This is a genomic window from Epibacterium sp. MM17-32, assembly GCF_022348205.1.
GTDB lineage: Bacteria > Pseudomonadota > Alphaproteobacteria > Rhodobacterales > Rhodobacteraceae > Epibacterium.
Window position 1 is genome coordinate 1 of sequence record NZ_JAKRFC010000026.1, and the last position, 26409, is coordinate 26409.

Here is a 26409-nt window from a genome sequence, read left to right on the forward strand (position 1 = left end):
GATCTCCGGCCGCGGTACCGTTGTGACCGGCCGTGTGGAGCGTGGCGTGATCAACGTTGGCGACGAAATCGAAATCGTCGGCATCCACGACACCAAGAAGACCACCTGCACCGGTGTGGAAATGTTCCGCAAGCTGCTGGACCGTGGTGAAGCCGGCGACAACATCGGCGCGCTGCTGCGCGGTGTCGACCGTGACGGCGTTGAGCGTGGTCAAGTTCTGTGTAAGCCGGGCTCCGTGACCCCGCACACCAAATTCGAGGCAGAAGCATACATTCTGACCAAAGAAGAAGGCGGCCGTCACACCCCGTTCTTTGCGAACTACCGTCCGCAGTTCTACTTCCGCACCACGGACGTGACCGGCACCGTGACCCTGCCGGAAGGCACCGAGATGGTGATGCCGGGCGACAACCTGAAGTTCGAAGTTGAACTGATCGCCCCGATCGCGATGGAAGACGGTCTGCGTTTCGCCATCCGCGAAGGCGGCCGCACCGTCGGCGCCGGCGTCGTGTCGAAGATCCTAGCGTAAGCCAGGATCGCATCGACGCGCCATACGGACTGTGTCGAAGATCCTCGCGTAAGTCTCGCGAAGATCTGAGAATAGAGAGGGCCTCCCAACGGGAGGCCTTTTTTTGCTGTCAGGAAGCCTGCCACGTGTTTTGCCCGGTCGCCGGTGCCGCACTGAGCTGCGTCATGCGCTGAGGGCAAATTCCCTGCACGGAACGCCAACTTCCCTCTTGCACAGCCTGCCCGTCTGGCATAGGAACTGCCGCACTACAGGGGTATAGCTCAGTTGGTAGAGCGACGGTCTCCAAAACCGTAGGTCGCGGGTTCGAACCCTGCTGCCCCTGCCAGTATCCTCCCGCACAAAAGCCGTTTCAACGTTTGGCCAAGGCCCCGTTTGCGGGGGCGGCGCAAGTGCCTGCGGTCTCTGACGCATTGGTGAGGCGATTTTGCGCGTGCTCGGCCCATGTCTGGGCTACGTACACCCTAGGGGTAGCAGAGCTGTACGGGTGCTTGTCACAGAAGAGCAGCGCGACGGATAGGGGCGACCCAATGGCAACAGCCTGTCAGATCGTCCCGTACAGCCGATTTGGTTGTCTTGTGCCGGCAGCTTGCCTCTCGGAGCGGATGGCGTGCCGGGGAGGTCGGGAGTGCCTAGGGCGGGTCTGATGCGGCCGGGTCGATCACTTCGAGCAGGTCGCCCGGCTGACACTCCAGCGCAGCGCACAGCTTGGCGAGGGTTTCAAAGCGAATCCCTTTGACGCGGCCAGACTTCAGAAGGCTCAGGTTCTGTTCGGTGATGCCGATCTCCTTGGCCAGTTCGCGCCCTCTGACCTTGCGCTGCGCCATCACGACATCCAGCCTGACAATGACTTCCATCAGACAAACGCTTTGTTTTCTTCTGCGGCGCTTGCGGCCTCATGCATGGCCCAGCCGATCACCACCAATACGCCGGCGACAAAGAAGAAGTTGAGATCCTCCGTTCCAAATCCCAGCGCCAGCACGCGTTCGCCCGGCGGTGCGGACCAGCTCATCAACGCGGTGACGAGCGGCTGGAGCAGGATGCGGGAAGTGGCCATGCACAGCAGGGCCAGGCCGCTTTTCTTGATCAGCGTGGCGCAATTGGCGGTCAGGACTTCGCGCTCCATGTAGCAGCGAAACAGCCTGCGCAGCAGCAGGATCGCCCAAATGGCAAAGCCGGTGGGTATCAGGCTGAAGGCGAAGCCCAGCCAGAACACTGGTCCGACCACGATTACCCCGGCGGGAACCTGAAAACTTGTCAGTTCGACGGTGTCGGGGTCGGTGGCAAAGAGAAAGCCGACGACAATGACCGCGACGACGATGCAGATGACAAAGAGCGTGGAGAGCAGGTGCAACCACCAGGACAAGCGGGACAGGCGATGTTCACCCATGTGAAACCTCATAGCGTTGTAGATATGTGCTTATCGCATTTGGGCTGATTCTTATCGTTTTGCGATAAATAATTGCTGCTATGGGTGATCTTCTGACGTGCTACATTCTCTAAGCGCTTTGCCGCGCGGGTCACGTGTTCGCGCAGCAGGCACCTGTCGTCCCGAGGGCGGGGAAGCGGAGTGAGCGGAGGATGGGGCGTTGCGACGCCGCGTTGCAGCAGCGCATGAGCTGCGCTGCCGGCATGAGCCCGGTGGCGAGCCCCCCGGGGCGCGGCGTGTATGGCGCGCAGGTCCATAGGGGATGCACCGGCGCGCCAGTTTCAGCGGAGTTATTCGGCGGCGATCACGGCGGATGCGGGCCCGCTTTGCGCATGGTCGTTCGCAAGCAGCGTCAGATGTGTCGGCGCTTCGCCGGTCCGCCAGCGTTCGAAGGCCGCGTCGAAGGCGGCTTCCAGATGGCGGGCGTAGCCTGCGCTGTCAAACAATGGCGCCATGCGGCGGTTCACCATCAGCTTGCTGCGCAGGGACAGCAGATGCTCCGGATCCATCGCAAGCGCATATGCGCGGTCTTCGTAATCTGCCTCGCTGTCCGCGATCAGTTCCGGCAGGTTGGCCGCGCTGACGAGGCTGGCGCCGACCCTTGCGGCAAACTGGCGCCCGGGCAGGGTGAGCACCGGCAGGCCGGCCCAGAGCGCGTCGCTGCAGGTTGTGTGGGCATTGACCGTAAAGGTGTCGAGAAAGAGATCTGCCACCTTCTGCCGCGCCAGATGCTCATCCTGGGCCATGCGTTCGGCAAAAATCAGTCGCGCGGGATCGACGCCACGGGCGGCGGCCTCGCGGCGCAGATTGGCTTCTGATGTCGGACCACTGGAGAGCAACCACAGGACGCTGCCCTCGACCTGACTCAGCAGGCGCATCCAGACGTCGTACTCGCGCGGGGTGACCTTGTAGCTGTTGTTGAAGCAGCAGAAGATGAAGCCTTCTTCGGGCAGGCCGCAATCCGCGCGGGTGAACTGGCGCGGCGCGATGTGGCGCTGGTCGTCATTGGGTTGATAGCTGTGGGGCAGGCGGATCAGATGTTCTTCGAAGTGGCGCTCGCTGCCCGGGGGGCTGACCACATTGTCGGTGATCACATAGTCGATCGCGGGGGTGCCCAGAGAGCCGGGATAGCCGAGGTAGGAGATCTGCACCGGCGCCAGCCGTTCGGCAAAGAGGGGCGCGCGGGTGCCACCGGTGAACCCCTTGAGGTCGATGGCAATGTCCAGCTGCTGCTCACGGGCGAGGGCGACCAGGTCCTGATCCGACAGACCAGAAACCTCATGGAAGTGTTCGACACTGGTGCGGGCCAGCGCCTGCTGGCTGTCGTCGCGCTCCGGCCCGTAGGAAAACGCGTGGATCTCAAAACGGGAGCGGTCGTGTTCGCGCAAAAGACCAGACATCAGATACATGGTCGCGTGACTGTGGAAGTCGGCAGAGAAATAGCCGATGCGCAGTCGGGGTGGCCGGATCGAGGGGCGCTCCCGGTCCGGAGGCGCGGGCAGGCGGGCGCAATAGATCGGGCTGGCGTAGGCCTGCGTGCGCAGGCGCAACAGGTCCGGGTTGTCTTCCAGGGCCAGAGCGGTGAAGGGCGACACCGGACTGCCGCGCAATCCCAAGTGGCGGCGATGGGTCTGATAGTCGTCCACCCAGCTGAAATCGTTCAGCATCGCCGTGACAAAGAGCTTGTAGGCCCGGGCGCGGTCATCCTCGGGATTGGCCTCCAGCAGGATGTCAAACTGTGCGGCCGCCGCCTCGTAGGCGCGGTCGAGATAGAGCATCTGGCCGAGGTTGTAGCGCGCTTCGAGCAGCCCCGGGGCGCGTTCCAGCGCCTCCTCATAGAGTTTGCGTGCGATTTCGGTCTCGCCCAGGTGCCGTTTGGCATTGGCCAGATTGTAGCGCAGAATCGCGTTGTCGGGGGCCCGGCGAACCGCGGCTTCCAGCAGGGGCGCCGCCTCGTCGATGCGTCCGCAGGCGGTCAGGAAATTGGCAAAGCTGTTCAGCGTCATGACGTGGTTGGCGTCGAGGTTGAGCGCCATGCGGAAATGGGTCTCCGCGTCTGCGGCGCGATTCTGCTGCACATACACATCCGCCATGCCCAGATAGGCGTCGGGCTGGCGCGGCGCCAGTTCACGGGCGCGGTTGAGGCAGGTTAGCGCATCGTTCAACGCCCGGCGGCGCAGGTGGCACAGGCCTTGCAGTGTCCACAGGAAGGCGGAGTCGCGATAGGCGGTCAGCAGTTTGGCGCAGGCGGCACTGGTATCGTCGTATTGCCCGGCGTCATAAACGATGGAGAGATTGCGGGCCAGCTCCGCGGGCAGCGGGTCGGCCTCCGGATCGGGGTGCAGTTGGATGGGGGGCGGGGTGGTCGGTCTGTGGGGGGCTTCTTGCGAAGCGGTCTGGGACAGGAGGTCAGCGTTCTGCAGAGCGGGTGCAAGGGTCATGGAATCCAATCTCGTGTTCGCGCACTATGTCCCCGGTCGGACCTGTCGAGGGACAGGAAGGCGGTTCTGCCTGCCGGTGCTGAAACTGTCGTCCCAAACAATTAAGATTGAATTGACCTCAACCGACCTGCATTCCCGGGACGGGGCCTTGAATTTACCGGGCTGCTCGGTTACATCGCGCTCCAGTCGACAAGAGAGAGTGTGAGAGCCCGATGGCCACCATCAATCCCGTACAGTTCATCCAGCAGGTGCGCGCCGAAGTCAGCAAGGTTGTCTGGCCGACCCGCCGCGAGGTTCTGCTGACCACGGTCATGGTGTTCATCATGGCGGCGCTGACTGCTGTGTTCTTTGCGCTGGTGGACCTGTTGATCCGCACCGGGCTGAACGGCATTCTCGGGATGTTCGGCTAAGGAGCCTGCCCGAGTGTGCGATGGCGGTCCGTGCGCCGTTGCCTCTTGATCTTGCCCGCGCACAGGGATAGGTCAGCCGATACTGGATGAGGCGTGCGGCGATTCGCACGCCGATTTTTGTTGGACCGCAGCCAAAGGCTGCACGGAGATACGCGGCAAGGCCCGCAGGGAACAAGAAGGACGAGCAGGTTCATGGCGAAACGGTGGTATTCGGTCAGCGTTCTTTCGAACTTCGAAAAGAAAATCGCAGAACAGATTCGCACCGCGGTCGTGGAGCAGGGTCTTGAGGACGAGATCGACGAGGTTCTGGTTCCCACCGAGGAAGTGATCGAAATTCGTCGGGGCAAGAAAGTCTCGACCGAGCGCCGCTTTATGCCGGGCTACGTGCTGGTGCATATGGAGATGTCCGATCAGGGCTATCACCTGATTTCCTCCATCAACCGCGTCACCGGCTTCCTCGGCCCGCAGGGCCGTCCGATGCCGATGCGCGACGCCGAAGTGCAGGGCATCCTGGGCCGCGTCGAAGAAGGTGTCGAGGCACCGCGCACGCTGATCTCTTTCGAGGTGGGCGAGAAGGTCAAGGTCAACGACGGCCCGTTCGAGGATTTCGACGGTATGGTCGAGGGCGTCGACGACGAGAACCAGAAGCTCAAGGTCACCGTGTCGATCTTTGGTCGCGAAACCCCGGTGGAGCTGGACTTCACACAGGTCACCAAGCAGGCCTGATCGCCGCGAGTATCGGCGCGCTATCCTTAATTCCCATTGGGAACCTGACGATCGGCCCCTAGAGTGGGGCCGATTTTGTTTTGTCCCATTGGAGGCCCGCGCCCATGAAACTGCTCGTCGTGTCGACGAATGCTGCCCTGACCATGGGCGGGGAGGCGATGAAGGCGCTGCAATACATGCAGCAGCTGCTGGCAGATGGACGCGATGCCACGCTGATTACCCACGAACGCTGCCGCGACGCCTTGGCCGGAGAGCTGCCGGCGGATCGGGTGATCTATGTGCGTGACAGCACCCTGATGAAGGCCTGTTGGCGCACGCCGGGGCTGGCGCGATTTGTGAACAGTTTTTTCCATCTCGAGGTCGCCCGGATCTGTCGCGGCTTTGATCCCGCTCAGGTGGTGATCCATTACCTGTGCCCGATTTCCCCGGTGGAGCAGCGCTTTCCGCCAAAGGGCTACCGCTATGTGATCGGGCCGCTGTCGGGCAATATCTTCTATCCTCCGGGGTTCCGGCATCTGGCCGGGCGCGGATTGCGGATGCAGCAGCGCGTCTATCGACCGCTGCAACAAGCGCTGGCACTGGTGTCGCGACAGTTTGCCCGCGCGGATCGGGTTCTGGTCTCGGGCTATGACCGCACGCGAGAGGCGCTGGGCTGGGCCGGTTGCCCCGAGGGGCGCATGCTGGATGTCTGGGACGCCGGGCTCAGCGATGACCTCCTCGCGCGCCCGCGCATGCGCCCGGCCGACAATCCCGCGCATTTTGTCTGGATTGGCCGCATGGTGCCTTACAAGGGCGCGGATCTGGCCATTTGTGCCCTGTCTCAAGCGCCGCAGGAGGCGCGCCTCACGCTATACGGTGATGGGCCGCAACGCACAGAGCTGGAGGCGCTGGCGCGCGATCTCGGCCTTTCTGGGCGGGTGACATTTGCGGGCTGGCTTGCGCATGAGGATCTGTCGCAGGCACTGGGCCAATACCGCGCGCTCCTGTTTCCGAGCCTCAAGGAAGCAAACGGCATCATCGTGCAGGAATGCATGGCCATCGGCCTGCCGGTGGTCCCCTTGCGTTGGGGCGGCCCCCTTGGGCTGGCCACGGAGGAGGAGGCGCTGTTTGTCGAGGCAGGGGACGAAGCCCAGGTCGTGCGGGATCTGGCCGCGGCGGTCACGCAGCTGACGCAACACCCTGATCGGGCGGAGGCCCTGTCGAAAGCGGCGCGGATCAAGGCGGAGACCGAGTTCCCGTGGTCTCAGGTGGCGCAGAGCTGGTACGCCGCCGCGCTGGCGGCGCATGCCAAGGCCGCGCCCGATCCTGGCAGCACGGCCGAGCATGCAGCAAAGCGCCGCGCCGGGGGTTGATTCCCGCAGCAATGGGGCGTATCAGCCGCCAATCCGCCCGGTTCCTCAACCGGGTGTGATTCTTGTGGGAGGCCCCGACGTCGCGACGCACGGGGTCGGACCACGCAACGCAAAAGAGCTGACGGGCGCGCCCGGAGGCTGTTGAAAAGGAGACAACCAGATGGCTAAGAAGCTTGCTGGTACGATGAAACTGCAGGTTCCTGCAGGTCAGGCAAACCCGTCCCCGCCGGTTGGTCCGGCGCTGGGTCAGCGCGGCATCAACATCATGGAATTCTGCAAGGCGTTCAACGCCAAGACGCAGGAAATGGAGCCCGGCGCTCCGTGCCCGACCGTGATCACCTACTATCAGGACAAGTCCTTCACCATGGACATCAAGACGCCGCCCGCGTCTTATTACCTGAAGAAGGCTGCGAAGATCAAATCCGGCGCGAACAACCCGAGCCGTGAGACCGCAGGCACCGTCACTGCCGCTCAGGTGAAAGAGATCGCCGAAGCGAAGATGAAAGATCTGAACGCGAACGACATCGACGCCGCGATGCAGATCATCCTGGGCTCCGCCCGCTCCATGGGCATCGAGGTGAAGTAAGATGGCAAAGCTCGGTAAACGTACCCGCGCAGCGCGCGAAGCCTTCGCTGGCAAATCGAACCTCACCGTTGAGGAAGCCGTCGCACTGGTGAAGGCAAACGCCAACACCAAATTCGACGAGACCGTCGAAATCGCGATGAACCTCGGTGTTGACACCCGTCACGCAGACCAGATGGTTCGCGGCGTTGTTGGCCTGCCCAACGGCACCGGCAAAACCATGCGTGTTGCCGTGTTCGCACGTGGCCCCAAAGCTGAAGAAGCTCAGGCCGCTGGCGCAGACATCGTTGGCGCAGAAGACCTGATGGAAACCATCCAGGGCGGCACCATCGAATTTGACCGCTGCATCGCAACCCCGGACATGATGCCCGTCGTCGGCCGTCTGGGTAAGATCCTCGGCCCGCGCAACCTGATGCCGAACCCCAAGGTCGGCACCGTGACCATGGACGTGAAAGCGGCCGTGGAAGCAGCCAAGGGTGGCGAAGTCCAGTTCAAAGCTGAAAAAGGCGGCGTTGTGCACGCCGGTGTTGGCAAAGCATCCTTCGACGAAGCCAAGCTGGTCGAAAACGTGCGTGCCTTCATCTCTGCCGTGTCCAAGGCAAAGCCCTCGGGCGCCAAAGGCACCTACATGAAGAAAATCGCTCTGTCCTCCACCATGGGCCCGGGCGTGACCGTTGACGTGGAAGGCGCGGTTTCCGAGTAATCGGACCCCTTCCATGATCGAAAAGAAAGGCGGCGCTGCGGTGCCGCCTTTTTTTGTCCATGATCGCGGGCTAAGCACATGCAGATCGTGGCCGCTGGCGCGGGCGCTAGGGATGGCAGAAAGCCGGGAGCAATGGGGAAGGCGCGGGAATGGCAGAGACCATGATGCCGGTCTGGCGGGTCGGGGCGATCATGAACGAACCCCTCGCCGAGGTGCTGAAGTTCTGCGCCTGGTACCTCGCGCAGGGCGCCGATGAGCTGGTCATCTGTTTCGACGATCCGCAGGACCCGGCGCTGGAGGTGCTGTCGCCGCATCTCCGCATCCGCTGCATCCCCTGCACGCCAGCGTTTTGGGCGCAGCTCGGGCTGTCGCCCTCGGAGACCTTCGTTACCCGCCAGAATGCGGCCCTGACCTGGGTCTATCGGCAGTATGCGGACGGCTGGCTGCTGAATGTGGATGCGGATGAATTCCTTTTTGTGGACGGGGGCTCGGTTGCATCGGTGTTGGCGGCGGTGCCGGCGGGCAAGATCTCTGTGCGTGTGCGCACGGCGGAGCGGGTCTTGGTCGAGGGGGTGGATGCGCCGCTGCATTTTCGCCTGCCGATGGGGCGCGCGGTGCGACGCGCGGTCTATGGCGAGGATGCCCCTTTGTTCGGGCCGCGGCGCGAGGGGCTGGTGGGGCATTCGCACGGCAAATCTCTGGTGCGCTGCGGCATCAACGGCCTGGCTCTGCGCCAGCATTGGCCCCGCGGATTGCGCCCGGGGGGTGCCGACGAGATGGTGTTGAGGCCCGAGCATGATGCCTACCTGCTCCACATGATCGGGGCAGACTATGACGTCTGGCGTCAGAAGCTTGACTGGCGTTCTGGTTCGCGCGGATTTACGGACGGGCTGACGGAGCGGGTCGCATCGGCGCTGGCATGTAGCGCTCCGGATGAGGCGCTGCGGGATTTGCATTCTCGTATTCACTGTTCGACGTCTGATCGCCTGAAGCGTATGGAGGCGCATGGGGTGCTCCTGACGTTGAACATGAATATAGATGCGGCCATGCAGCAGCACTTTGGGGTGTCGCTTGCGGATCTGGGCGCATTGGGGGCGAAGCTTTAGGCGCGGCGTGATGCTGGGAGGGTAAAACATGACAACTTGGTCGGTGGTCGCGATCCTCAGGGAGCCTTGGCCGGTGCTGGAGCGTTTCATCGCGTGGCATCTCGCGGCGGGAGCAGAGCGCATGCATCTTGTGTTCGACGATCCGGATGATCCGGCCATCCCGCGATTGGAGGGGATCCCCGCGCTGGATATTCACCCTGCGACGGAGGCCTTCTGGCAGGCGTGCGGCATTGGCAAAGCGGAGCATTTCACCCGGCGTCAGAACAATGCGATGCGCTACCTCTATCAGCGGGCGACCAGCGACTGGGTTGTGAACCTTGACGGGGATGAGCTGGTCTTTTGCCGCGATGGTCGCTTGTCAGATCTGCTCGCCCGGCAGTCGACGGATGTCCGCAGCATCCTGATGGGGGTGGCAGAACATGTGAGGCGCGACGACGCCGCAGAGGCCTGCGATCAGTTCCGGCTCCCCATGTGGCCCGGTCTGTCGCGGCGCATCTACCGGGAGTTCTCTTGTTACATGGAGCCGAACCGGGGGCTGATCGGGCACACAGTGGGCAAAAGTGTTGTCCGAACGGGCCTCCCCTCCAAGCGGTTTCATCCGCACTGGCTGGTCGGCGAGGATGGCAAGCGGATCGTCGACCAGAAAATCACTGCAGAAGACGGCGTCGGTATCCTCCATTACTATGGCGACGATTATGATGTCTGGCGCCGCAAGCTCGATTATCGTGTGGGTGCGCAAGCCCGCAACCGACGCAACGAGATACTCAAGGCGCTGCAGGAGTTCTTGGAGGCCGGGGATGAGGAGGGGCTTCGCGACTTCTACATACGGATGCATTATCTCAATGCCCGTCAGGTGAATTTGCTGGCCTCCCGCGGCCGCTTGTTGGAGGTGGACACCGCGTATCCGCCGCTTTCTGAGCTTGCCTTGTCCTAAGTGCGTGGCATCCGTGCCGTGCCTTTCCGCCCAATTAAGGGGTTGGAAATCCGTGTTGGCAGGACTATAGAACTCCCACGGTGCAAAGCGTGCGATTCGTCGCGCGCTTTGTGCCTTTTCGTCCAAGATGGTGGGTGGCCGGTCGATCAGGCCTTAATTTCCCTCCTGAGACGGGTAAGACCAATGATAGATCGAGAGTTTCCTACTCTCGGGCGACTTTGGCTGAAACCCCGTAAAACGGACTTGACCGCCGTGCCTTTCGGGGTGCGGCAGAAAATGAGCCGGGGCATCTGCCCCTAACTTGGAGAGAACTGTGGATAGAGCCCAGAAAGAGAAAGTGGTCGAGGAACTCGGCCAGATCTTCGAAAGCTCTGGCGTGGTGGTCGTTGCCCACTACACCGGTCTGACAGTTGCCGAGATGCAGGACCTTCGCGCACGTGCTCGTGACGCGGGTGGCTCCGTGCGTGTTGCCAAAAACAGGCTCGCCAAAATCGCCCTCGAGGGTAAGCCGTGTGAAAGCATGTCTGACCTGCTGACAGGGATGACCGTTCTGACCTATTCCGAGGACCCCGTGGCAGCAGCCAAGGTGGCCGAGGACTTCGCCAAGGATAACAAGAAGTTTGAGATCCTCGGCGGTGCAATGGGCGAGAACGCTCTGGACCGTGCAGGCGTTGAAGCCGTGTCGAAAATGCCCTCCCGTGATGAGCTCATTGCTCAGATCACCGGCATGCTCGGCGCACCCGCTTCCAACATCGCCGGCGCGATTGGCGCACCTGCAAGCAACATCGCAAGCATCCTTTCGACCATCGAAGAGAAGGCGGAAGCTGCGTAAGCGGTTGGCACTTATTGACTGGCGTAGGGTGAACTCACCCACGTTGGAACACACATCTGTAAACGGAAAGAGCTGATAAAATGGCTGATCTGAAAGCACTCGCGGAAAGCATCGTTGGTCTGACCCTGCTGGAAGCACAAGAACTGAAAACCATCCTCAAAGACGAGTACGGCATCGAGCCCGCAGCTGGCGGCGCTGTTGTGATGGCGGGCCCGGCAGGCGGCGAAGCTGCTGCTGAGGAAGAGAAAACCGAATTCGACGTCGTTCTGAAGAACGCCGGCGCGTCCAAAATCAACGTCATCAAAGAAGTCCGCGGCATCACCGGCCTGGGCCTCAAAGAAGCCAAAGAGCTCGTTGAAGCCGGCGGCAAGATCAAAGAAGGCGTGGACAAAGCCGAAGCCGAAGACATCAAAGGCAAGCTGGAAGCAGCTGGCGCCGAAGTCGAGCTGGCCTAAGCACCGCGATAGAGGACATTCGGGCTGGATTTCCGATCAGGATATCTGCTCTATAGGCCTCACATCATTTGGCTGGATCCGGGGAAACCCGGGTCCGGCTGAACCTGTCTCAGAAAGGGGCCTTTTTCACCTGACCCGGGTGGGCCCTTTTTTCAGGCGAGGTTCGCTGGATCGGGAGGTCGCCATTCGGGACGGTGGCCATGAATTGATCCAGACCACGCTGTCTCTGACGGACGAGGTGCCGGGGCCCGGCGGCATCCTTGTGTGTTGAGAACTCTGAAAGGTGACATCTGACATGGCTCAAACGTTCCTTGGCCAGAAACGTCTTCGCAAATATTACGGCAAGATCCGCGAAGTGCTGGACATGCCGAACCTCATCGAGGTCCAGAAATCTTCCTACGATCTTTTCCTGCGCTCCGGTGATGAACCTCAGCCGCTTGACGGCGAGGGCATCAAGGGGGTGTTCCAATCGGTTTTCCCGATCAAGGATTTCAACGAAACCTCCGTTCTGGAGTTCGTGAGCTACGCGCTTGAGCGTCCCAAATACGACGTCGACGAATGCATGCAGCGCGACATGACCTATTCGGCCCCGCTGAAGGTCACCCTGCGTCTGATCGTGTTCGATGTCGACGAGGACACCGGCGCGAAATCGGTAAAAGACATCAAGGAACAGGATGTCTTTATGGGCGATATGCCCCTGATGACCCCGAACGGGACGTTCATCGTGAACGGCACCGAACGTGTGATCGTGTCCCAGATGCACCGCTCACCGGGTGTGTTCTTCGACCACGACAAGGGCAAGACCCACTCTTCCGGCAAACTGCTGTTTGCCTGCCGCATCATCCCGTATCGCGGCTCCTGGCTCGATTTCGAATTCGACGCCAAAGACATCGTCTTTGCCCGCATCGACCGTCGCCGCAAGCTGCCGGTGACCACGCTTCTCTATGCGCTGGGTCTCGACCAGGAAGGCATCATGGATGCCTATTACAACACCGTCGACTTCAAGCTTGAGAAGTCGCGCGGCTGGGTCACCCCCTTCTTCCCCGAGCGTGTGCGCGGCACCCGCCCGACCTATGACCTCGTGGATGCCGCCACCGGCGAAATCATCTGCGAAGCGGGCAAGAAAGTGACCCCGCGCGCGGTCAAGAAGATGATCGACGAAGGCACCATCACCGAGCTTCTGGTGCCCTTTGAGCATATCGTTGGCAAATATGTCGCCAAGGACATCATCAACGAGGAAAACGGCGCCATCTACGTCGAGGCCGGCGATGAGCTGACCCTCGAGTTTGACAAGGACGGCGACATCATCGGCGGCACCGTCAAGGAACTGCTGGATGCGGGTATCACCGACATTCCGGTTCTGGACATCGACAACGTCAACGTCGGTCCCTACATGCGCAACACCATGGCGCAGGACAAGAACATGTCCCGCGAAACCGCGCTGATGGACATCTACCGCGTGATGCGTCCGGGCGAGCCGCCCACCGTCGAAGCGGCCTCGGCGCTGTTTGACACCCTGTTCTTCGACAGCGAGCGTTATGATCTCTCTGCCGTTGGCCGGGTGAAAATGAACATGCGTCTGGCTCTGGATGCCGAAGACACCCAGCGGACCCTGCGCAAAGAAGACATCGTCGCCTGCATCAAGGCGCTGGTGGAACTGCGCGACGGCAAGGGTGACATCGACGACATCGACCACCTCGGCAACCGTCGTGTGCGCTCCGTTGGCGAACTGATGGAGAACCAGTACCGCGTTGGTCTCTTGCGTATGGAGCGCGCGATCAAGGAGCGTATGTCCTCTGTCGAGATCGACACCGTGATGCCGCAGGACCTGATCAACGCCAAGCCCGCTGCCGCGGCTGTGCGCGAATTCTTCGGCTCCTCGCAGCTGTCGCAGTTCATGGACCAGACCAACCCGCTGTCGGAAGTCACCCACAAACGCCGTCTCTCGGCGCTTGGCCCCGGTGGTCTGACCCGCGAGCGTGCCGGCTTTGAGGTGCGCGACGTTCACCCGACCCACTATGGTCGGATGTGTCCGATTGAAACGCCGGAAGGTCCGAACATTGGTCTGATCAACTCGCTGGCGACCTTTGCCCGCGTGAACAAATACGGCTTCATCGAGACCCCGTATCGCGTGGTGAAAGAAGGACAGGTGACCGATGAGGTTCACTACATGTCCGCCACCGAGGAAATGCGTCACACCGTGGCGCAGGCGAACGCCAACCTTGATGACGACAACCGCTTTGTGAACGACCTCGTGTCCACCCGTCAGTCGGGCGATTACACGCTGGCCCCGAACGAGAGCGTCGACCTGATCGACGTGTCGCCGAAACAGTTGGTATCGGTTGCGGCCTCGCTCATTCCGTTCCTGGAAAACGACGACGCCAACCGCGCTCTGATGGGTTCGAACATGCAACGTCAGGCGGTTCCGCTGCTGCGCGCAGAAGCGCCGCTGGTCGGCACCGGCATCGAGGAAATCGTGGCGCGCGACTCTGGCGCGGCGATCATGGCGAAACGCGCAGGCGTGATCGACCAGATCGACGCTCAGCGTATCGTTATCCGTGCCACCTCCGACCTCGAACTGGGCGATGCAGGCGTGGACATCTACCGCATGCGCAAGTTCCAGCGCTCGAACCAGAACACCTGCATCAACCAGCGTCCGCTGGTGAAAGTGGGTCAGAAGGTCGAAAAGGGCGAGGTGATCGCAGATGGTCCCTCCACCGATATGGGTGAACTGGCTCTCGGTAAAAACGTGGTCGTCGCGTTTATGCCGTGGAACGGTTACAACTACGAGGACTCCATCCTGATCTCCGAGCGTATCGCGCGTGACGACGTCTTCACCTCGATCCACATCGAGGAATTCGAAGTCGCCGCCCGTGACACCAAGCTTGGGCCGGAAGAGATCACCCGCGATATCCCGAACGTCGGTGAGGAAGCCCTGCGCAACCTCGACGAGGCGGGCATCGTCTACATCGGTGCCGATGTGGAGCCGGGCGATATCCTCGTGGGTAAGATCACACCGAAGGGCGAAAGCCCGATGACGCCGGAAGAAAAGCTTCTGCGTGCCATCTTTGGTGAGAAGGCCTCTGACGTGCGCGACACCTCGCTGCGTGTGAAGCCGGGCGACTACGGTACTGTCGTAGAAGTGCGCGTCTTCAACCGCCACGGTGTGGAAAAAGACGAACGTGCGCTGCAGATTGAGCGTGAAGAAGTCGAACGTCTGGCCCGTGACCGGGACGACGAGCTCGGCATTCTGGACCGCAACATCTACGCCCGTCTGCGGGATCTGCTGCTCGGCAAAACTGCCGTCAAAGGCCCCAAAGGCGTGCGTGGCAACACCGTCATCGACGAGGATCTGCTGGACAACCAGCTGACCCGTGGTCAGTGGTGGATGCTTGCTTTGGAAGAAGAGCAGGACGCTCAGATCCTTGAGGCTCTGAACGAGCAGTACGAAGCACAAAAACGTGCTCTGGACGCCCGTTTCGAGGACAAGGTCGAGAAGGTCCGCCGCGGCGACGATCTGCCCCCGGGTGTGATGAAGATGGTCAAAGTCTTCATCGCCGTGAAGCGCAAGCTGCAGCCGGGCGACAAGATGGCCGGTCGTCACGGGAACAAAGGTGTTATCTCCCGCGTGGTGCCGATGGAGGACATGCCGTTCCTCTCTGACGGTACCCCGGTGGACTTCTGCCTTAACCCGCTCGGCGTGCCGTCGCGTATGAACGTTGGTCAGATCCTTGAAACCCACATGGGTTGGGCCGCACGCGGTCTGGGTCTGAAAATCGACGACGCACTGCAGGACTATCGCCGCACTGGCGATCTGACCCCTGTGCGTGATGCGATGCGCGAGGCCTATGGTGAGAACGTCTATGAAGAGGGCATCTCTTCCATGGACGAAACCCAGCTCATCGAGGCAGCAGGCAACGTCACCCGTGGTGTGCCGATCGCAACGCCGGTCTTTGACGGTGCGAAAGAAGATGACGTCAACGATGCGCTGGTGCGCGCGGGCTTTGACCAGTCCGGTCAGTCGATCCTGTTCGACGGCCGCACCGGTGAGCAGTTCGCACGTCCGGTGACCGTGGGCATCAAGTATCTCTTGAAACTGCACCACCTCGTGGATGACAAAATCCACGCCCGTTCCACCGGTCCGTACTCGCTGGTTACCCAGCAGCCGCTCGGTGGTAAGGCGCAGTTCGGTGGTCAGCGCTTTGGTGAGATGGAGGTCTGGGCTCTGGAAGCTTACGGCGCCGCCTACACCCTGCAAGAGATGCTCACCGTGAAGTCGGATGACGTCGCTGGCCGGACCAAGGTCTATGAGTCGATCGTCAAGGGCGAGGACAACTTTGAAGCGGGCGTGCCGGAATCGTTCAACGTTCTGGTGAAAGAAGTCCGTGGCCTCGGCCTGAACATGGAACTCCTGGATGCGGAGGTTGAGGAGTGAGGGGGCTTCCCCTCGCCCCACGTCCCCCCTTCCGCAAGATTTGAGGTATCAAAATGAACCAGGAAATCACCAATAACCCGTTCAACCCGCTGACCCCGCCGAAGGTCTTTGACGAGATCAAGGTGTCGCTGGCCAGCCCGGAACGGATCCTCTCGTGGTCCTACGGCGAGATCAAAAAGCCGGAAACCATCAACTACCGTACGTTCAAGCCCGAGCGTGACGGCCTGTTCTGCGCGCGTATCTTTGGCCCGATCAAAGACTACGAATGTCTCTGCGGCAAATATAAGCGCATGAAGTATCGCGGCGTTGTCTGCGAGAAATGTGGTGTTGAAGTTACCCTTCAAAAAGTGCGCCGCGAGCGCATGGGCCACATCGAACTGGCCGCCCCCGTTGCGCACATCTGGTTCCTGAAGTCGCTTCCGTCCCGGATCGGCCTCATGCTGGACATGACCCTGCGTGATCTGGAACGCGTACTCTACTTCGAAAACTACGTTGTCATCGAGCCGGGTCTCACCGACCTGCAATACGGCCAGATGATGACCGAAGAAGAGTACATGGACGCGCAAGACGCCTATGGCATGGACGCGTTCACCGCCAATATCGGTGCGGAGGCGATCCGCGAAATGCTGGCGGCGATCGACCTTGAGGCAGAAGCCGAGCACCTGCGCGCCGAACTGGCCGAGGCCACCGGCGAGCTGAAGCCCAAGAAGATCATCAAGCGTCTGAAAGTCGTGGAATCCTTCCTCGAGTCGGGCAACCGTCCTGAGTGGATGATCATGACCGTGATCCCGGTCATCCCGCCGGAACTGCGTCCGCTGGTTCCGCTGGATGGTGGCCGTTTTGCGACCTCCGACCTCAACGACCTCTATCGCCGTGTGATCAACCGGAACAACCGTCTGAAGCGTCTGATCGAGCTGCGCGCACCTGACATCATCGTCCGCAACGAAAAGCGGATGCTGCAGGAATCCGTTGATGCTCTGTTCGACAACGGCCGTCGTGGTCGCGTCATCACCGGTGCCAACAAACGCCCGCTGAAGTCGCTCTCCGACATGCTGAAGGGTAAGCAGGGTCGCTTCCGTCAGAACCTTCTGGGGAAACGCGTCGACTTCTCCGGTCGTTCGGTCATTGTGACCGGCCCCGAGCTGAAGCTGCACCAGTGTGGCTTGCCCAAGAAGATGGCGCTCGAACTCTTCAAGCCCTTCATCTACTCGCGTCTGGAGGCCAAAGGTCTGTCCTCCACCGTGAAGCAGGCGAAGAAGCTCGTTGAAAAAGAGCGTCCGGAAGTTTGGGACATCCTCGACGAGGTGATCCGCGAGCATCCGGTGATGCTGAACCGCGCACCGACGCTGCACCGTCTTGGTATTCAGGCGTTCGAACCCACGCTGATCGAAGGCAAAGCGATCCAGCTGCACCCGCTTGTCTGTTCGGCGTTCAACGCGGACTTCGATGGTGACCAGATGGCTGTGCACGTTCCGCTGAGCCTTGAGGCCCAGCTGGAAGCGCGCGTCCTGATGATGTCCACGAACAACGTTCTGTCGCCTGCAAACGGCGCGCCGATCATCGTTCCCTCGCAGGATATGATCTTGGGCCTCTATTACCTCACGCTGGAGCGTGAAGGCATGAAGGGCGAAGGCAAGATCTTTGGCAACCTCAACGAAGTTCAGCACGCGCTGGACGCCGGCGAGGTGCATCTGCACTCCAAGGTCACCGTGCGGGTTCCGCAGATCGACGAAGAGGGCAACGAGGTCTTCCAGCGGTTCGAGACCACGCCGGGCCGTGCCCGTCTTGGTGCGCTGCTGCCGAAGAACGCCAAAGCACCGTTTGAACTGGTCAACCGTCTGCTGCGCAAGCGCGAAGTCCAGCAGGTCATCGACACCGTCTACCGTTACTGCGGTCAGAAAGAGTCCGTGATCTTCTGTGACCAGATCATGACCATGGGCTTCCGCGAGGCGTTCAAGGCGGGCATCTCGTTTGGCAAGGACGACATGGTGATCCCCGATACCAAGTGGACCATCGTCGACGACACCCGCGATCAGGTGAAAGACTTTGAACAGCAGTACATGGACGGCCTGATCACTCAGGGCGAAAAGTACAACAAAGTCGTGGACGCCTGGTCGAAGTGTAACGACAAGCTCACCGAAGCCATGATGTCCACCATCTCGGCGGTCAAAAAGGCAGAAGACGGCTCCGACATGGAACCGAACTCGGTCTACATGATGGCCCACTCCGGTGCGCGTGGCTCCGTGACGCAGATGCGTCAGCTGGGCGGGATGCGCGGCCTGATGGCAAAGCCGAACGGCGACATCATCGAGACCCCGGTTATCTCGAACTTTAAAGAAGGTCTGACCGTTCTGGAGTACTTCAACTCCACCCACGGCGCCCGTAAGGGTCTGTCGGATACCGCTCTGAAGACGGCGAACTCCGGTTACCTGACCCGTCGTCTGGTGGACGTGGCACAGGACTGCATCGTGCGCGAGCACGACTGTGGCACCGAGCGTGCGATCACGGCGGAAACCGCGGTCAACGACGGTGAAGTTGTGGCCTCCCTTGGCGAGCGTGTGCTGGGTCGTGTGGCGGCAGATGATGTCAAGCGTCCGGGCACCGAAGAAATCCTCGTTGCCGCAGGTCAGCTCATCGACGAGCGTATGGCCGACGCCATCGAGGACGCTGGCGTTCAGTCCATGCGCATCCGCAGCCCGCTGACCTGTGAAAGCGAAGAGGGCGTCTGCGCCATGTGCTATGGCCGTGACCTTGCGCGCGGTACCATGGTCAACTCCGGTGAGGCCGTCGGCATCATCGCGGCGCAGTCGATCGGTGAACCCGGTACCCAGCTGACGATGCGGACCTTCCACATCGGCGGCGTGGCCCAGGGTGGTCAGCAGTCCTTCCTCGAGGCGTCCCAGGAGGGCAAGATCGTGTTCGAGAACACGAACACGCTCACCAACGTCAACGGCGAAGTGCTGACCGTCGGTCGGAACATGAAGCTGATCATCCAGGACGAGCACGGTGAAGAACGCTCCAGCCACAAGCTGGGCTACGGCACCAAGCTGTTCGTCAAGGAAGGTCAGGACGTCAAACGCGGCGACAAGCTGTTCGAGTGGGACCCCTACACCCTGCCGATCATCGCCGAGAAGCCGGGTACCGCGAAATACGTGGACCTCGTGTCCGGTCTGGCCGTGCGCGAAGAAACCGACGATGCCACCGGCATGACCCAGAAGATCGTGATCGACTGGCGTGCGGCACCGAAGGGTTCTGACCTGAAGCCGGAAATCATCCTCGTGGATGCCGACGGTGAACCGGTCCGCAACGACCTGGGCAACCCGGTGACCTACCCGATGTCGGTGGATGCGATCCTGTCCTGCGAAGATGGTCAGAAGATCGAAACCGGTGACGTTGTCGCGCGTATCCCGCGTGAAGGTGCCAAGACCAAGGACATTACCGGTGGTCTGCCGCGTGTGGCCGAACTGTTCGAAGCCCGTCGTCCGAAAGATCACGCGATCATCGCCGAAATCGATGGTTACGTGCGCTTTGGCCGCGACTACAAGAACAAGCGCCGCATCTCCATCGAGCCGGCAGATGAGTCCATGGAGGCCGTGGAATACATGGTGCCCAAGGGCAAGCACATCCCGGTGGTCGAAGGCGACTTCGTTCAGAAGGGCGACTACATCATGGACGGCAACCCGGCGCCGCATGACATCCTGTCCATCATGGGTGTCGAAGCGCTGGCGAACTACATGATCGACGAGGTTCAGGACGTCTATCGTCTGCAAGGCGTGAAGATCAACGACAAGCACATCGAGGTGATCGTTCGCCAGATGCTGCAAAAGTGGGAGATCTCCGACTCCGGCGAGACCACGCTCCTCAAGGGCGAACATGTGGACAAGCAGGAGTTCGACGCCGCCAACGAGAAGGCGCTCAGCCGTGGCAAGCGTCCGGCGCAGGGCGAGCCGATCCTTCTTGGTATCACCAAAGCGTCGCTGCAGACCCGCTCCTTCATCTCCGCGGCCTCCTTCCAGGAGACCACACGGGTGCTCACCGAGGCCTCCGTGCAGGGCAAGAAGGACAAGCTGGTCGGCCTCAAGGAGAACGTCATCGTGGGCCGCCTGATCCCGGCGGGTACGGGCGGTGCCACCCAGCAGGTGCGCCATATCGCGTCCTCGCGCGACAATGTGGTCCTGGAGGCCCGTCGCGAAGAGGCCGAAGCGGCAGCAGCGCTTGCGGCGCCGATGATGGACGAGGATGCAGCAGATGCGGATTTCCTGGTGGAAACCCCGGAAAGCCGCGACTGAGCCTGACCTCGTGTCACTGACTTGAGAAAGCCCCGCGTCCACCGTGACGCGGGGCTTTTTCGTTGCGCGCGCGGGGCCGGGCAAACGGTGCATCAAGACCCTTGGCAAGCGGGCGGGGGCGTGGTTTCTGTTGGAGGTCAAGGCCGGGGAGAGAGGCAACGCGATGGCGGCAACATTCAATATGGTCGGCGTGATCCGCTTCTCGCTCCTGACACCGACCTTCAACGCTGATCGCTACCCGGATCTGGAGACCGCGGCCGAGGCCATCTTTGCGCCCGAGCGCATGGCACTGCGGCTGCATCTGTTCGAAAAGCTGTGCCTGCCATCCCTGGTGCGGCAGGGGGATGCTGAGTTTCACCTGGTGGTGGCGACCTCTGATCGCCTGCCGCATCCGGTATTGACGCGCCTACAGGATTTGCTTGCGCCGCACGCCCATATGAAACTGCTGCAATTCGCGCCGGACAACCACTTTCAGATCCTGAAAGAGGCCTATGCCGCAATACCAGAACAGGGCGAAAGCCACCGTATCCTGTTCCGTCTGGATGATGACGACGCATTGGATCGCGACTATGTGGCCCGCTGCAAGCGGCTGGCTGCGGGTCTGCTTCCGCTTCAGACAAGCGTCGAGACGCCCTTTGCCATGGCGTTCAATCGCGGCCTCTACTTGGTTCGCGAGGAGGGGCGGCCGCCCGTCGTGATGGACAGTTGCGAACGGGCGCCGCTCTCGGCGGGGACTGCGCTGGTGCGGCCTGTGTCGGGCAAGGGCAATCCCTATCGCTACAATCACCGCAAATTCGCGCAGCACTATCCGCTGTTTTCGGATATATCCGTGCCGTCCTTTATCCGCACGGTGCACGGGGACAACCATTCCACCCCGGCGATGATGGGGCTGACGGCGCGACAGAGCGAGGCGGAAATCGATGCCGACCTGCACGCCCATTTCGGCCTCAGCCTCAGCGCGTTGAAAGCGATCTGACATGACAGGATCCCTGAGCCCGAACCAGAAAGGCGCGCTCCTGATGCTGGGCAGCATGGCCTTTTTCACCTTCAACGATACGCTGGTGAAACTGGTCGGTGAAACCGTTCCCCTTTGGCAGATCGTGACCATCCGCGGCGTGCTGGCGAGCCTGCTGCTCGCCGGGCTGGCGCGCGCGATGGGGGCGCTGCGGTTCGATTTTTCCCGCCGCGACTGGGCGCTGGTCCTGGCCCGCTGCGCCACCGAAATGGCGGCGACCTACTTCTTTCTGTCGGCGCTGCTGCAACTGCCGCTGGCGAATGTGACGGCGGTGCTGCAAATCCTGCCCCTCACGGTCACGCTCTGTGCGGCGCTGTTCCTCGGGGAAAGCGTCGGCTGGCGCCGCAGCCTGGCGATCGGCGTCGGCTTTGTCGGGATGTTGCTGATCGTACGGCCCGGGGGGGCGGATTTCGGCCCCGCGACGATCTATGCGCTGCTGGCGGTGGCGGTGCTGACCCTGCGCGACCTGGTCACGCGCAAGATGTCGCCCGCGGTGCCATCGCTGACCGTGACCTTTCTGGCGGCCTTTTCCGTGATGCTGTTTGGTATCGGGTTGGGGGTGGGAGAAAGCTGGCAACCGGTGGGGCTGAGAGAGTGGGGCCTGCTCTGCGCCACGGCGGTCCTGATCCTGCTGGCCTATCTCTCGGCGGTGATGACCATCCGCGTGGGCGAGGTCTCGGCGGTGGCGCCGCTGCGCTATACGGGGCTGGTCTGGGCGCTGCTGCTGGGGTGGGTGGTCTTTGGCGAGTTTCCCTCGGGTCTCACGCTCCTTGGCGCCGGCATCGTGGTGGCGGCGGGCCTGTTCACGCTGCTGCGCGAACGTCAGGTGGCCGAGAACACCTGACGCACCTCAGCCTCGGAGATGGCAAACCGGGCCTCGAACTCTGCGGCCAGTTCGGGGGTGAGCGGCGTCACGGGGATGGGTTTAACGGGTTTCTGCCGGGAGTCGTTCGAGGAATGCAGCCCGCGCACAAACATCGGCGCGTCCGACAGGGTGATCGTGGGCATGAACCGCAGGATCTTTTCATGGGCAAAGTTCATGATCGTCACCTTGTTGCCGCCGCGCACATACATGCCAAGCCCGGCGACATAATAGGGGCGATGGATCTCTGACGCGGCGATCCCGTCTGCGCCGAACTCCGCCGCGTAGCCCATGTTGAAATCCACCGCCACGCTGCGGTGCCGTGCCACCAGACCGGGGCAATCCGAAATGGTGCCGCGCAGGCGTTCGATGAAATCGACCGAGACCGCGTCATCATCATCATGGCGAAATTGCAGGCAGGGCGCGTCGGGGTCGCGGCGGGCCGCGTTCAGGATGTCCTTCATGACGGCGCGCTGGCGCCGGGGCGGATGTGTCTCGATGCGGACCTGCGGCATCCCCGCCACGAGATCCCGCAGGCGCGCCTGGTGGTGGGCGGGCAGGCTGTCGCCGATGACTATGATGAGATCGAAATCGGGATCGGTCTGCGCCCGCAGGCAGGGCAGGGCGACCGTCTCGAACAGGCGAAAGCGCTCTTCCAGCCGGGCCTCGGCATAAAGAAAGGCAATGCGGTCCGCGATGCTGTCGTGCTCCACCTGAAAGCCGCCGATGGCGGGGTAGGAAAACCGGCATAGACCAATGACTTGCATTCCTGACAATTCCTGTGAATAAAACGCTGCTCGACCGCCTGCGACTATGCCGGGGCAACCGGTGCTGAGCAAGGCCCGCCCGCCGGGCCACGTGTTGACATCCCTCGCGACTCTCAATATACGCGCGCTATCCGGCTCAGGGGAGAAGTCCCTCCTACGCCGATATCATATCTGTAGTGGCTCAAGGTCAGGGCACTTTTACCACCCCGACCCTCTGTAAACCCACCGCGACGTTCACCTCGGAATGGGAACGTTTGCGGTTTTTGCGTTTGCGTATGTGGCAGATGCAGATGAATTCGCCGCACGTCTCCGGGCATTCCGGTCCGCGTGCATGACATAGTGTTGCAAAACGGGGAACCAACCGGAATGCCAACGATCCAACAGCTGATCCGCAAGCCGCGTCAGCCGAAAGTAAAACGCTCCAAATCCATGCACCTGGAGCAGTGCCCGCAGAAGCGCGGCGTCTGCACCCGCGTCTACACCACCACGCCGAAGAAACCGAACTCCGCGATGCGGAAAGTTGCGAAGGTCCGCCTGACCAACGGTTTCGAAGTGATCTCCTACATCCCGGGTGAAAGCCACAACCTTCAGGAACACTCCGTGGTTCTGATCCGTGGCGGTCGTGTAAAAGACCTTCCGGGTGTCCGTTACCACATCCTGCGTGGTGTTCTGGATACCCAGGGTGTCAAAGACCGTAAGCAGCGTCGCTCCAAGTACGGCGCGAAGCGTCCTAAGTAAGAAGAAGGATAAGCATAGATGTCCCGTCGTCACGCTGCTGAAAAACGCGAAGTTCTGCCCGACGCCAAGTTCGGTGACCGCGTTCTCACCAAATTCATGAACAACCTGATGATCGATGGTAAGAAATCGGTCGCAGAAAGCATCGTTTACAACGCCTTTGACCGCGTTGAAGCGAAAATCAAGCGCGCGCCCGTGGAAGTGTTCCACGAGGCCCTCGACAACGTGAAACCCTCCGTCGAGGTCCGTTCGCGTCGTGTGGGTGGTGCAACCTACCAGGTTCCCGTTGAAGTCCGCCCCGAGCGTCGTGAAGCGCTGGCCATCCGCTGGCTGATCACCGCTGCGCGTGGTCGCAACGAGAACACAATGGAAGAACGCCTCGCCGGTGAACTCCTCGACGCTGTACAAAGCCGGGGTACTGCCGTTAAGAAGCGCGAAGACACGCACAAGATGGCTGAGGCAAACAAAGCCTTCTCGCACTATCGCTGGTAACTCTTTAGAGGCTCATCCAAATGGCACGCGACTATCCGCTAGACCGCTACCGTAACTTCGGTATCATGGCGCACATCGATGCAGGTAAAACCACCTGCTCTGAGCGCATCCTGTTTTACACCGGCAAATCCCACAACATCGGTGAGGTGCACGATGGTGCAGCCACCATGGACTGGATGGAGCAGGAGCAGGAACGCGGCATCACCATCACCTCGGCTGCGACCACCACCTTCTGGGAACGCACCGAGGACGGTAAGACTGCCGACACCGAAAAGCACCGTCTGAACATCATCGACACCCCCGGCCACGTTGACTTCACCATTGAAGTTGAGCGCTCGCTGGCGGTTCTCGATGGTGCTGTCTGCGTGCTTGACGCCAACGCCGGCGTTGAACCCCAGACCGAAACCGTGTGGCGTCAGGCTGACCGCTACAAGGTTCCGCGCATCGTGTTCGTCAACAAGATGGACAAGATCGGCGCTGACTTCTTCAACTGCGTCAACATGATCGAAGACCGCACCGGCGCCCGCGCCGTTCCCGTCGGTATTCCGATCGGCGCCGAGAACGAGCTGGAAGGCCTCGTCGACCTCGTCACCATGAAAGAATGGGTGTGGCGCGGCGAAGACCTCGGCGCGTCCTGGTACCAGGAAGACATCCGCGACTCCCTCAAGGAGATGGCGGACGAATGGCGCGGCAAGATGATCGAAGCGGCCGTCGAAATGGACGACGACGCGATGATGGCCTACCTCGAAGGCGAAGAACCCGACGTTCCGACCCTGCGCAAACTGCTGCGCAAAGGGACCCTGGACATGGCCTTCGTGCCGGTTCTGGGCGGTTCTGCGTTCAAGAACAAAGGTGTGCAGCCGCTGCTGAACGCCGTGATCGACTATCTGCCGAGCCCGCTCGACGTTGTTGATTACATGGGCTTTAAGCCGGGCGACGAAACCGAGACCCGTAACATTCCGCGTCGCGCAGACGACTCGATGCCGTTTGCCGGTCTGGCGTTCAAAATCATGAACGACCCCTTCGTCGGCTCCCTGACCTTCACCCGGATCTACTCCGGCGTGATGAACAAGGGCGACTCGATCCTGAACTCCACCAAGGGTAAGAAAGAGCGCATCGGTCGTATGATGATGATGCACTCCAACAACCGCGAGGAGATCGAAGAAGCGTTTGCAGGCGACATCATCGCGCTGGCGGGTCTGAAGGACACCACCACCGGTGACACCCTCTGCGACGCCAAGGAGCCGGTGGTTCTGGAAACCATGACCTTCCCGGATCCGGTGATCGAGATTGCCGTGGAGCCCAAAACCAAGGGCGACCAGGAGAAAATGTCCCAGGGTCTGGCCCGTCTGGCCGCCGAAGACCCGTCCTTCCGCGTCGAAACCGACCTCGAGTCCGGTCAGACCATCATGAAGGGCATGGGCGAACTTCACCTGGACATCCTGGTGGACCGTCTGAAGCGCGAGTTCAAGGTTGAGGCCAACATCGGTGCCCCGCAGGTTGCCTACCGCGAGACCATTGGTCACGAGGTCGAGCACACCTACACCCACAAGAAACAGTCGGGTGGTTCGGGTCAGTTCGCCGAGGTGAAGATGATCATCTCGCCGACAGAAGCTGGTGAAGGCTATTCCTTCGAGTCCCGCATCGTTGGCGGCTCGGTTCCCAAGGAATACATCCCCGGTGTTGAAAAGGGCATCAACTCGGTCATGGACAGCGGCCCGCTCGCTGGCTTCCCCGTGATCGACTTCAAGGTTGCCCTGATCGACGGTAAGTTCCACGACGTGGACTCCAGCGTTCTGGCGTTTGAGATCGCATCGCGCATGTGTATGCGTGAAGGCATGCGCAAAGCTGGCGCGAAGCTGCTCGAGCCGATCATGAAAGTCGAAGTGATCACCCCGGAAGAATACACCGGCGGTATCATCGGCGATCTGACCTCCCGTCGCGGCCAGGTGTCCGGCCAGGAGCCGCGCGGCAACGCCATTGCGATCGACGCAAACGTGCCGCTGGCGAATATGTTTGGCTACATCAACACCCTGCGCTCCATGTCCTCGGGCCGTGCGCAGTTCACGATGCAGTTCTCTCACTACGATCCGGTCCCGCAGAACATCTCTGACGAGATCCAGGCGAAATACGCGTAAGCGTGACGATTTGGGGGAGTGCCGGGGGCGGCGCTCCCTCCCAAAGCTAAAAGGAGGCCATCATGGCTAAGGAAAAGTTTGAACGTAATAAACCGCACGTCAACATCGGCACCGTTGGCCACGTTGACCACGGTAAAACCACGCTGACCGCAGCAATCACCAAATACTTCGGCGACTTCCGC

Annotated in this window: 22 protein-coding genes and 1 tRNA gene; 19 read left to right on the forward strand and 4 right to left on the reverse strand. The window is 61.3% G+C overall.

Annotation, left to right across the window (positions count from 1 at the left end; translation table 11 throughout):
- Positions 1–526, forward strand: a 526-nt coding sequence (locus MHM88_RS22425) for an EF-Tu/IF-2/RF-3 family GTPase (RefSeq protein ID WP_255734649.1), incomplete at its 5' end; no start/stop codon positions are given.
- A gap of 249 nt (positions 527–775) precedes the next feature.
- Positions 776–851, forward strand: a tRNA-Trp gene (locus tag MHM88_RS22430).
- A gap of 304 nt (positions 852–1155) precedes the next feature.
- Here the strand turns inward: MHM88_RS22430 and MHM88_RS22435 are convergent.
- The 3 genes from MHM88_RS22435 to MHM88_RS22445 form a co-directional block, all read right to left on the reverse strand.
- Positions 1156–1380, reverse strand: coding sequence for a helix-turn-helix transcriptional regulator (locus tag MHM88_RS22435; protein WP_239369175.1), 225 nt, complete (start codon positions 1378–1380; stop codon positions 1156–1158).
- Positions 1380–1913, reverse strand: a complete 534-nt coding sequence (locus tag MHM88_RS22440) for a hypothetical protein (RefSeq protein ID WP_239369177.1) — start codon at positions 1911–1913, stop codon at positions 1380–1382. The genes MHM88_RS22435 and MHM88_RS22440 overlap by 1 nt, the downstream gene beginning before the upstream one ends.
- A gap of 329 nt (positions 1914–2242) precedes the next feature.
- Entirely contained in the window at positions 2243–4393 is a 2151-nt protein-coding gene (locus tag MHM88_RS22445) for a tetratricopeptide repeat protein (RefSeq protein ID WP_239369179.1), read from the reverse strand.
- A gap of 212 nt (positions 4394–4605) precedes the next feature.
- On the opposite strand from MHM88_RS22445, the gene secE reads away from it, so the two are divergent.
- The 13 genes from secE to MHM88_RS22510 all read left to right on the forward strand — a co-directional run bounded on the left by secE (position 4606) and on the right by MHM88_RS22510 (position 22077).
- Positions 4606–4803, forward strand: coding sequence for a preprotein translocase subunit SecE (secE, locus tag MHM88_RS22450; RefSeq protein WP_239325811.1), 198 nt, complete (start codon positions 4606–4608; stop codon positions 4801–4803).
- 192 nt (positions 4804–4995) lie between these two features.
- Positions 4996–5529: a transcription termination/antitermination protein NusG gene (nusG, locus tag MHM88_RS22455; protein ID WP_114961806.1), complete on the forward strand. Its 534-nt coding sequence runs from the start codon at positions 4996–4998 to the stop codon at positions 5527–5529.
- A gap of 104 nt (positions 5530–5633) precedes the next feature.
- Positions 5634–6881 (forward strand): glycosyltransferase family 4 protein, encoded by a 1248-nt coding sequence (locus MHM88_RS22460; protein ID WP_239369181.1) that lies wholly within the window; start codon positions 5634–5636, stop codon positions 6879–6881.
- A 160-nt stretch (positions 6882–7041) separates the two neighbouring features.
- Complete coding sequence (gene rplK, locus MHM88_RS22465) at positions 7042–7467, forward strand: 50S ribosomal protein L11 (RefSeq protein WP_239325807.1); 426 nt, start codon at positions 7042–7044, stop codon at positions 7465–7467.
- A 1-nt stretch (position 7468) separates the two neighbouring features.
- On the forward strand, positions 7469–8167 hold the full coding sequence (gene rplA / locus MHM88_RS22470; protein ID WP_239325805.1) for a 50S ribosomal protein L1: 699 nt from the start codon (positions 7469–7471) through the stop codon (positions 8165–8167).
- A gap of 149 nt (positions 8168–8316) precedes the next feature.
- Positions 8317–9273 carry a glycosyltransferase family 2 protein gene (locus MHM88_RS22475; protein ID WP_239369183.1) on the forward strand — a complete coding sequence of 319 codons (957 nt, stop codon included), beginning with the start codon at positions 8317–8319 and terminating at the stop codon, positions 9271–9273.
- Positions 9274–9316: 43 nt separating this feature from the next.
- Positions 9317–10207, forward strand: a complete 891-nt coding sequence (locus tag MHM88_RS22480) for a glycosyltransferase family 2 protein (RefSeq protein ID WP_239369185.1) — start codon at positions 9317–9319, stop codon at positions 10205–10207.
- 313 nt (positions 10208–10520) lie between these two features.
- Positions 10521–11039 (forward strand): 50S ribosomal protein L10, encoded by a 519-nt coding sequence (gene rplJ / locus MHM88_RS22485; protein WP_239325799.1) that lies wholly within the window; start codon positions 10521–10523, stop codon positions 11037–11039.
- An 80-nt stretch (positions 11040–11119) separates the two neighbouring features.
- Complete coding sequence (gene rplL / locus MHM88_RS22490; protein WP_239325797.1) at positions 11120–11494, forward strand: 50S ribosomal protein L7/L12; 375 nt, start codon at positions 11120–11122, stop codon at positions 11492–11494.
- A gap of 295 nt (positions 11495–11789) precedes the next feature.
- Complete coding sequence (gene rpoB / locus MHM88_RS22495; protein WP_239369187.1) at positions 11790–15929, forward strand: DNA-directed RNA polymerase subunit beta; 4140 nt, start codon at positions 11790–11792, stop codon at positions 15927–15929.
- 53 nt (positions 15930–15982) lie between these two features.
- Positions 15983–20218, forward strand: coding sequence for a DNA-directed RNA polymerase subunit beta' (gene rpoC / locus MHM88_RS22500; protein ID WP_239325793.1), 4236 nt, complete (start codon positions 15983–15985; stop codon positions 20216–20218).
- 163 nt (positions 20219–20381) lie between these two features.
- Complete coding sequence (locus MHM88_RS22505) at positions 20382–21194, forward strand: glycosyltransferase (RefSeq protein WP_239369189.1); 813 nt, start codon at positions 20382–20384, stop codon at positions 21192–21194.
- A gap of 1 nt (position 21195) precedes the next feature.
- Positions 21196–22077: a DMT family transporter gene (locus tag MHM88_RS22510; protein WP_239325789.1), complete on the forward strand. Its 882-nt coding sequence runs from the start codon at positions 21196–21198 to the stop codon at positions 22075–22077.
- On the opposite strand, the gene MHM88_RS22515 is transcribed toward MHM88_RS22510, so the two are convergent.
- On the reverse strand, positions 22056–22862 hold the full coding sequence (locus MHM88_RS22515) for a putative rhamnosyl transferase (RefSeq protein WP_239369191.1): 807 nt from the start codon (positions 22860–22862) through the stop codon (positions 22056–22058). The two genes, MHM88_RS22510 and MHM88_RS22515, sit on opposite strands and share 22 nt — an antisense overlap.
- A 366-nt stretch (positions 22863–23228) precedes the next feature.
- Between MHM88_RS22515 and rpsL the strand changes: the two genes are divergently transcribed.
- From rpsL to MHM88_RS22535, 4 genes are all read left to right on the forward strand, one after another.
- Positions 23229–23600 (forward strand): 30S ribosomal protein S12, encoded by a 372-nt coding sequence (gene rpsL / locus MHM88_RS22520; protein ID WP_005621086.1) that lies wholly within the window; start codon positions 23229–23231, stop codon positions 23598–23600.
- 18 nt (positions 23601–23618) lie between these two features.
- Positions 23619–24089 carry a 30S ribosomal protein S7 gene (gene rpsG, locus MHM88_RS22525; protein WP_239325784.1) on the forward strand — a complete coding sequence of 157 codons (471 nt, stop codon included), beginning with the start codon at positions 23619–23621 and terminating at the stop codon, positions 24087–24089.
- 20 nt (positions 24090–24109) lie between these two features.
- Positions 24110–26227: an elongation factor G gene (gene fusA / locus MHM88_RS22530; RefSeq protein WP_239369193.1), complete on the forward strand. Its 2118-nt coding sequence runs from the start codon at positions 24110–24112 to the stop codon at positions 26225–26227.
- Between the two features lie 62 nt (positions 26228–26289).
- On the forward strand, positions 26290–26409 hold a 120-nt coding region (locus MHM88_RS22535; RefSeq protein ID WP_239368992.1), incomplete at its 3' end, for a GTP-binding protein.

Coding starts and splice junctions, on each gene's coding strand:
- MHM88_RS22435 (WP_239369175.1), bottom strand. CDS start 1,380: ATGGAAGTCATTGTCAGGCTGGATGTCGTGATGGCGCAGCGCAAGGTC.
- MHM88_RS22440 (WP_239369177.1), bottom strand. CDS start 1,913: ATGGGTGAACATCGCCTGTCCCGCTTGTCCTGGTGGTTGCACCTGCTC.
- MHM88_RS22445 (WP_239369179.1), bottom strand. CDS start 4,393: ATGACCCTTGCACCCGCTCTGCAGAACGCTGACCTCCTGTCCCAGACC.
- secE (WP_239325811.1), top strand. CDS start 4,606: ATGGCCACCATCAATCCCGTACAGTTCATCCAGCAGGTGCGCGCCGAA.
- nusG (WP_114961806.1), top strand. CDS start 4,996: ATGGCGAAACGGTGGTATTCGGTCAGCGTTCTTTCGAACTTCGAAAAG.
- MHM88_RS22460 (WP_239369181.1), top strand. CDS start 5,634: ATGAAACTGCTCGTCGTGTCGACGAATGCTGCCCTGACCATGGGCGGG.
- rplK (WP_239325807.1), top strand. CDS start 7,042: ATGGCTAAGAAGCTTGCTGGTACGATGAAACTGCAGGTTCCTGCAGGT.
- rplA (WP_239325805.1), top strand. CDS start 7,469: ATGGCAAAGCTCGGTAAACGTACCCGCGCAGCGCGCGAAGCCTTCGCT.
- MHM88_RS22475 (WP_239369183.1), top strand. CDS start 8,317: ATGGCAGAGACCATGATGCCGGTCTGGCGGGTCGGGGCGATCATGAAC.
- rplL (WP_239325797.1), top strand. CDS start 11,120: ATGGCTGATCTGAAAGCACTCGCGGAAAGCATCGTTGGTCTGACCCTG.
- rpoB (WP_239369187.1), top strand. CDS start 11,790: ATGGCTCAAACGTTCCTTGGCCAGAAACGTCTTCGCAAATATTACGGC.
- rpoC (WP_239325793.1), top strand. CDS start 15,983: ATGAACCAGGAAATCACCAATAACCCGTTCAACCCGCTGACCCCGCCG.
- MHM88_RS22505 (WP_239369189.1), top strand. CDS start 20,382: ATGGCGGCAACATTCAATATGGTCGGCGTGATCCGCTTCTCGCTCCTG.
- MHM88_RS22510 (WP_239325789.1), top strand. CDS start 21,196: ATGACAGGATCCCTGAGCCCGAACCAGAAAGGCGCGCTCCTGATGCTG.
- MHM88_RS22515 (WP_239369191.1), bottom strand. CDS start 22,862: ATGCAAGTCATTGGTCTATGCCGGTTTTCCTACCCCGCCATCGGCGGC.
- rpsL (WP_005621086.1), top strand. CDS start 23,229: ATGCCAACGATCCAACAGCTGATCCGCAAGCCGCGTCAGCCGAAAGTA.
- rpsG (WP_239325784.1), top strand. CDS start 23,619: ATGTCCCGTCGTCACGCTGCTGAAAAACGCGAAGTTCTGCCCGACGCC.
- fusA (WP_239369193.1), top strand. CDS start 24,110: ATGGCACGCGACTATCCGCTAGACCGCTACCGTAACTTCGGTATCATG.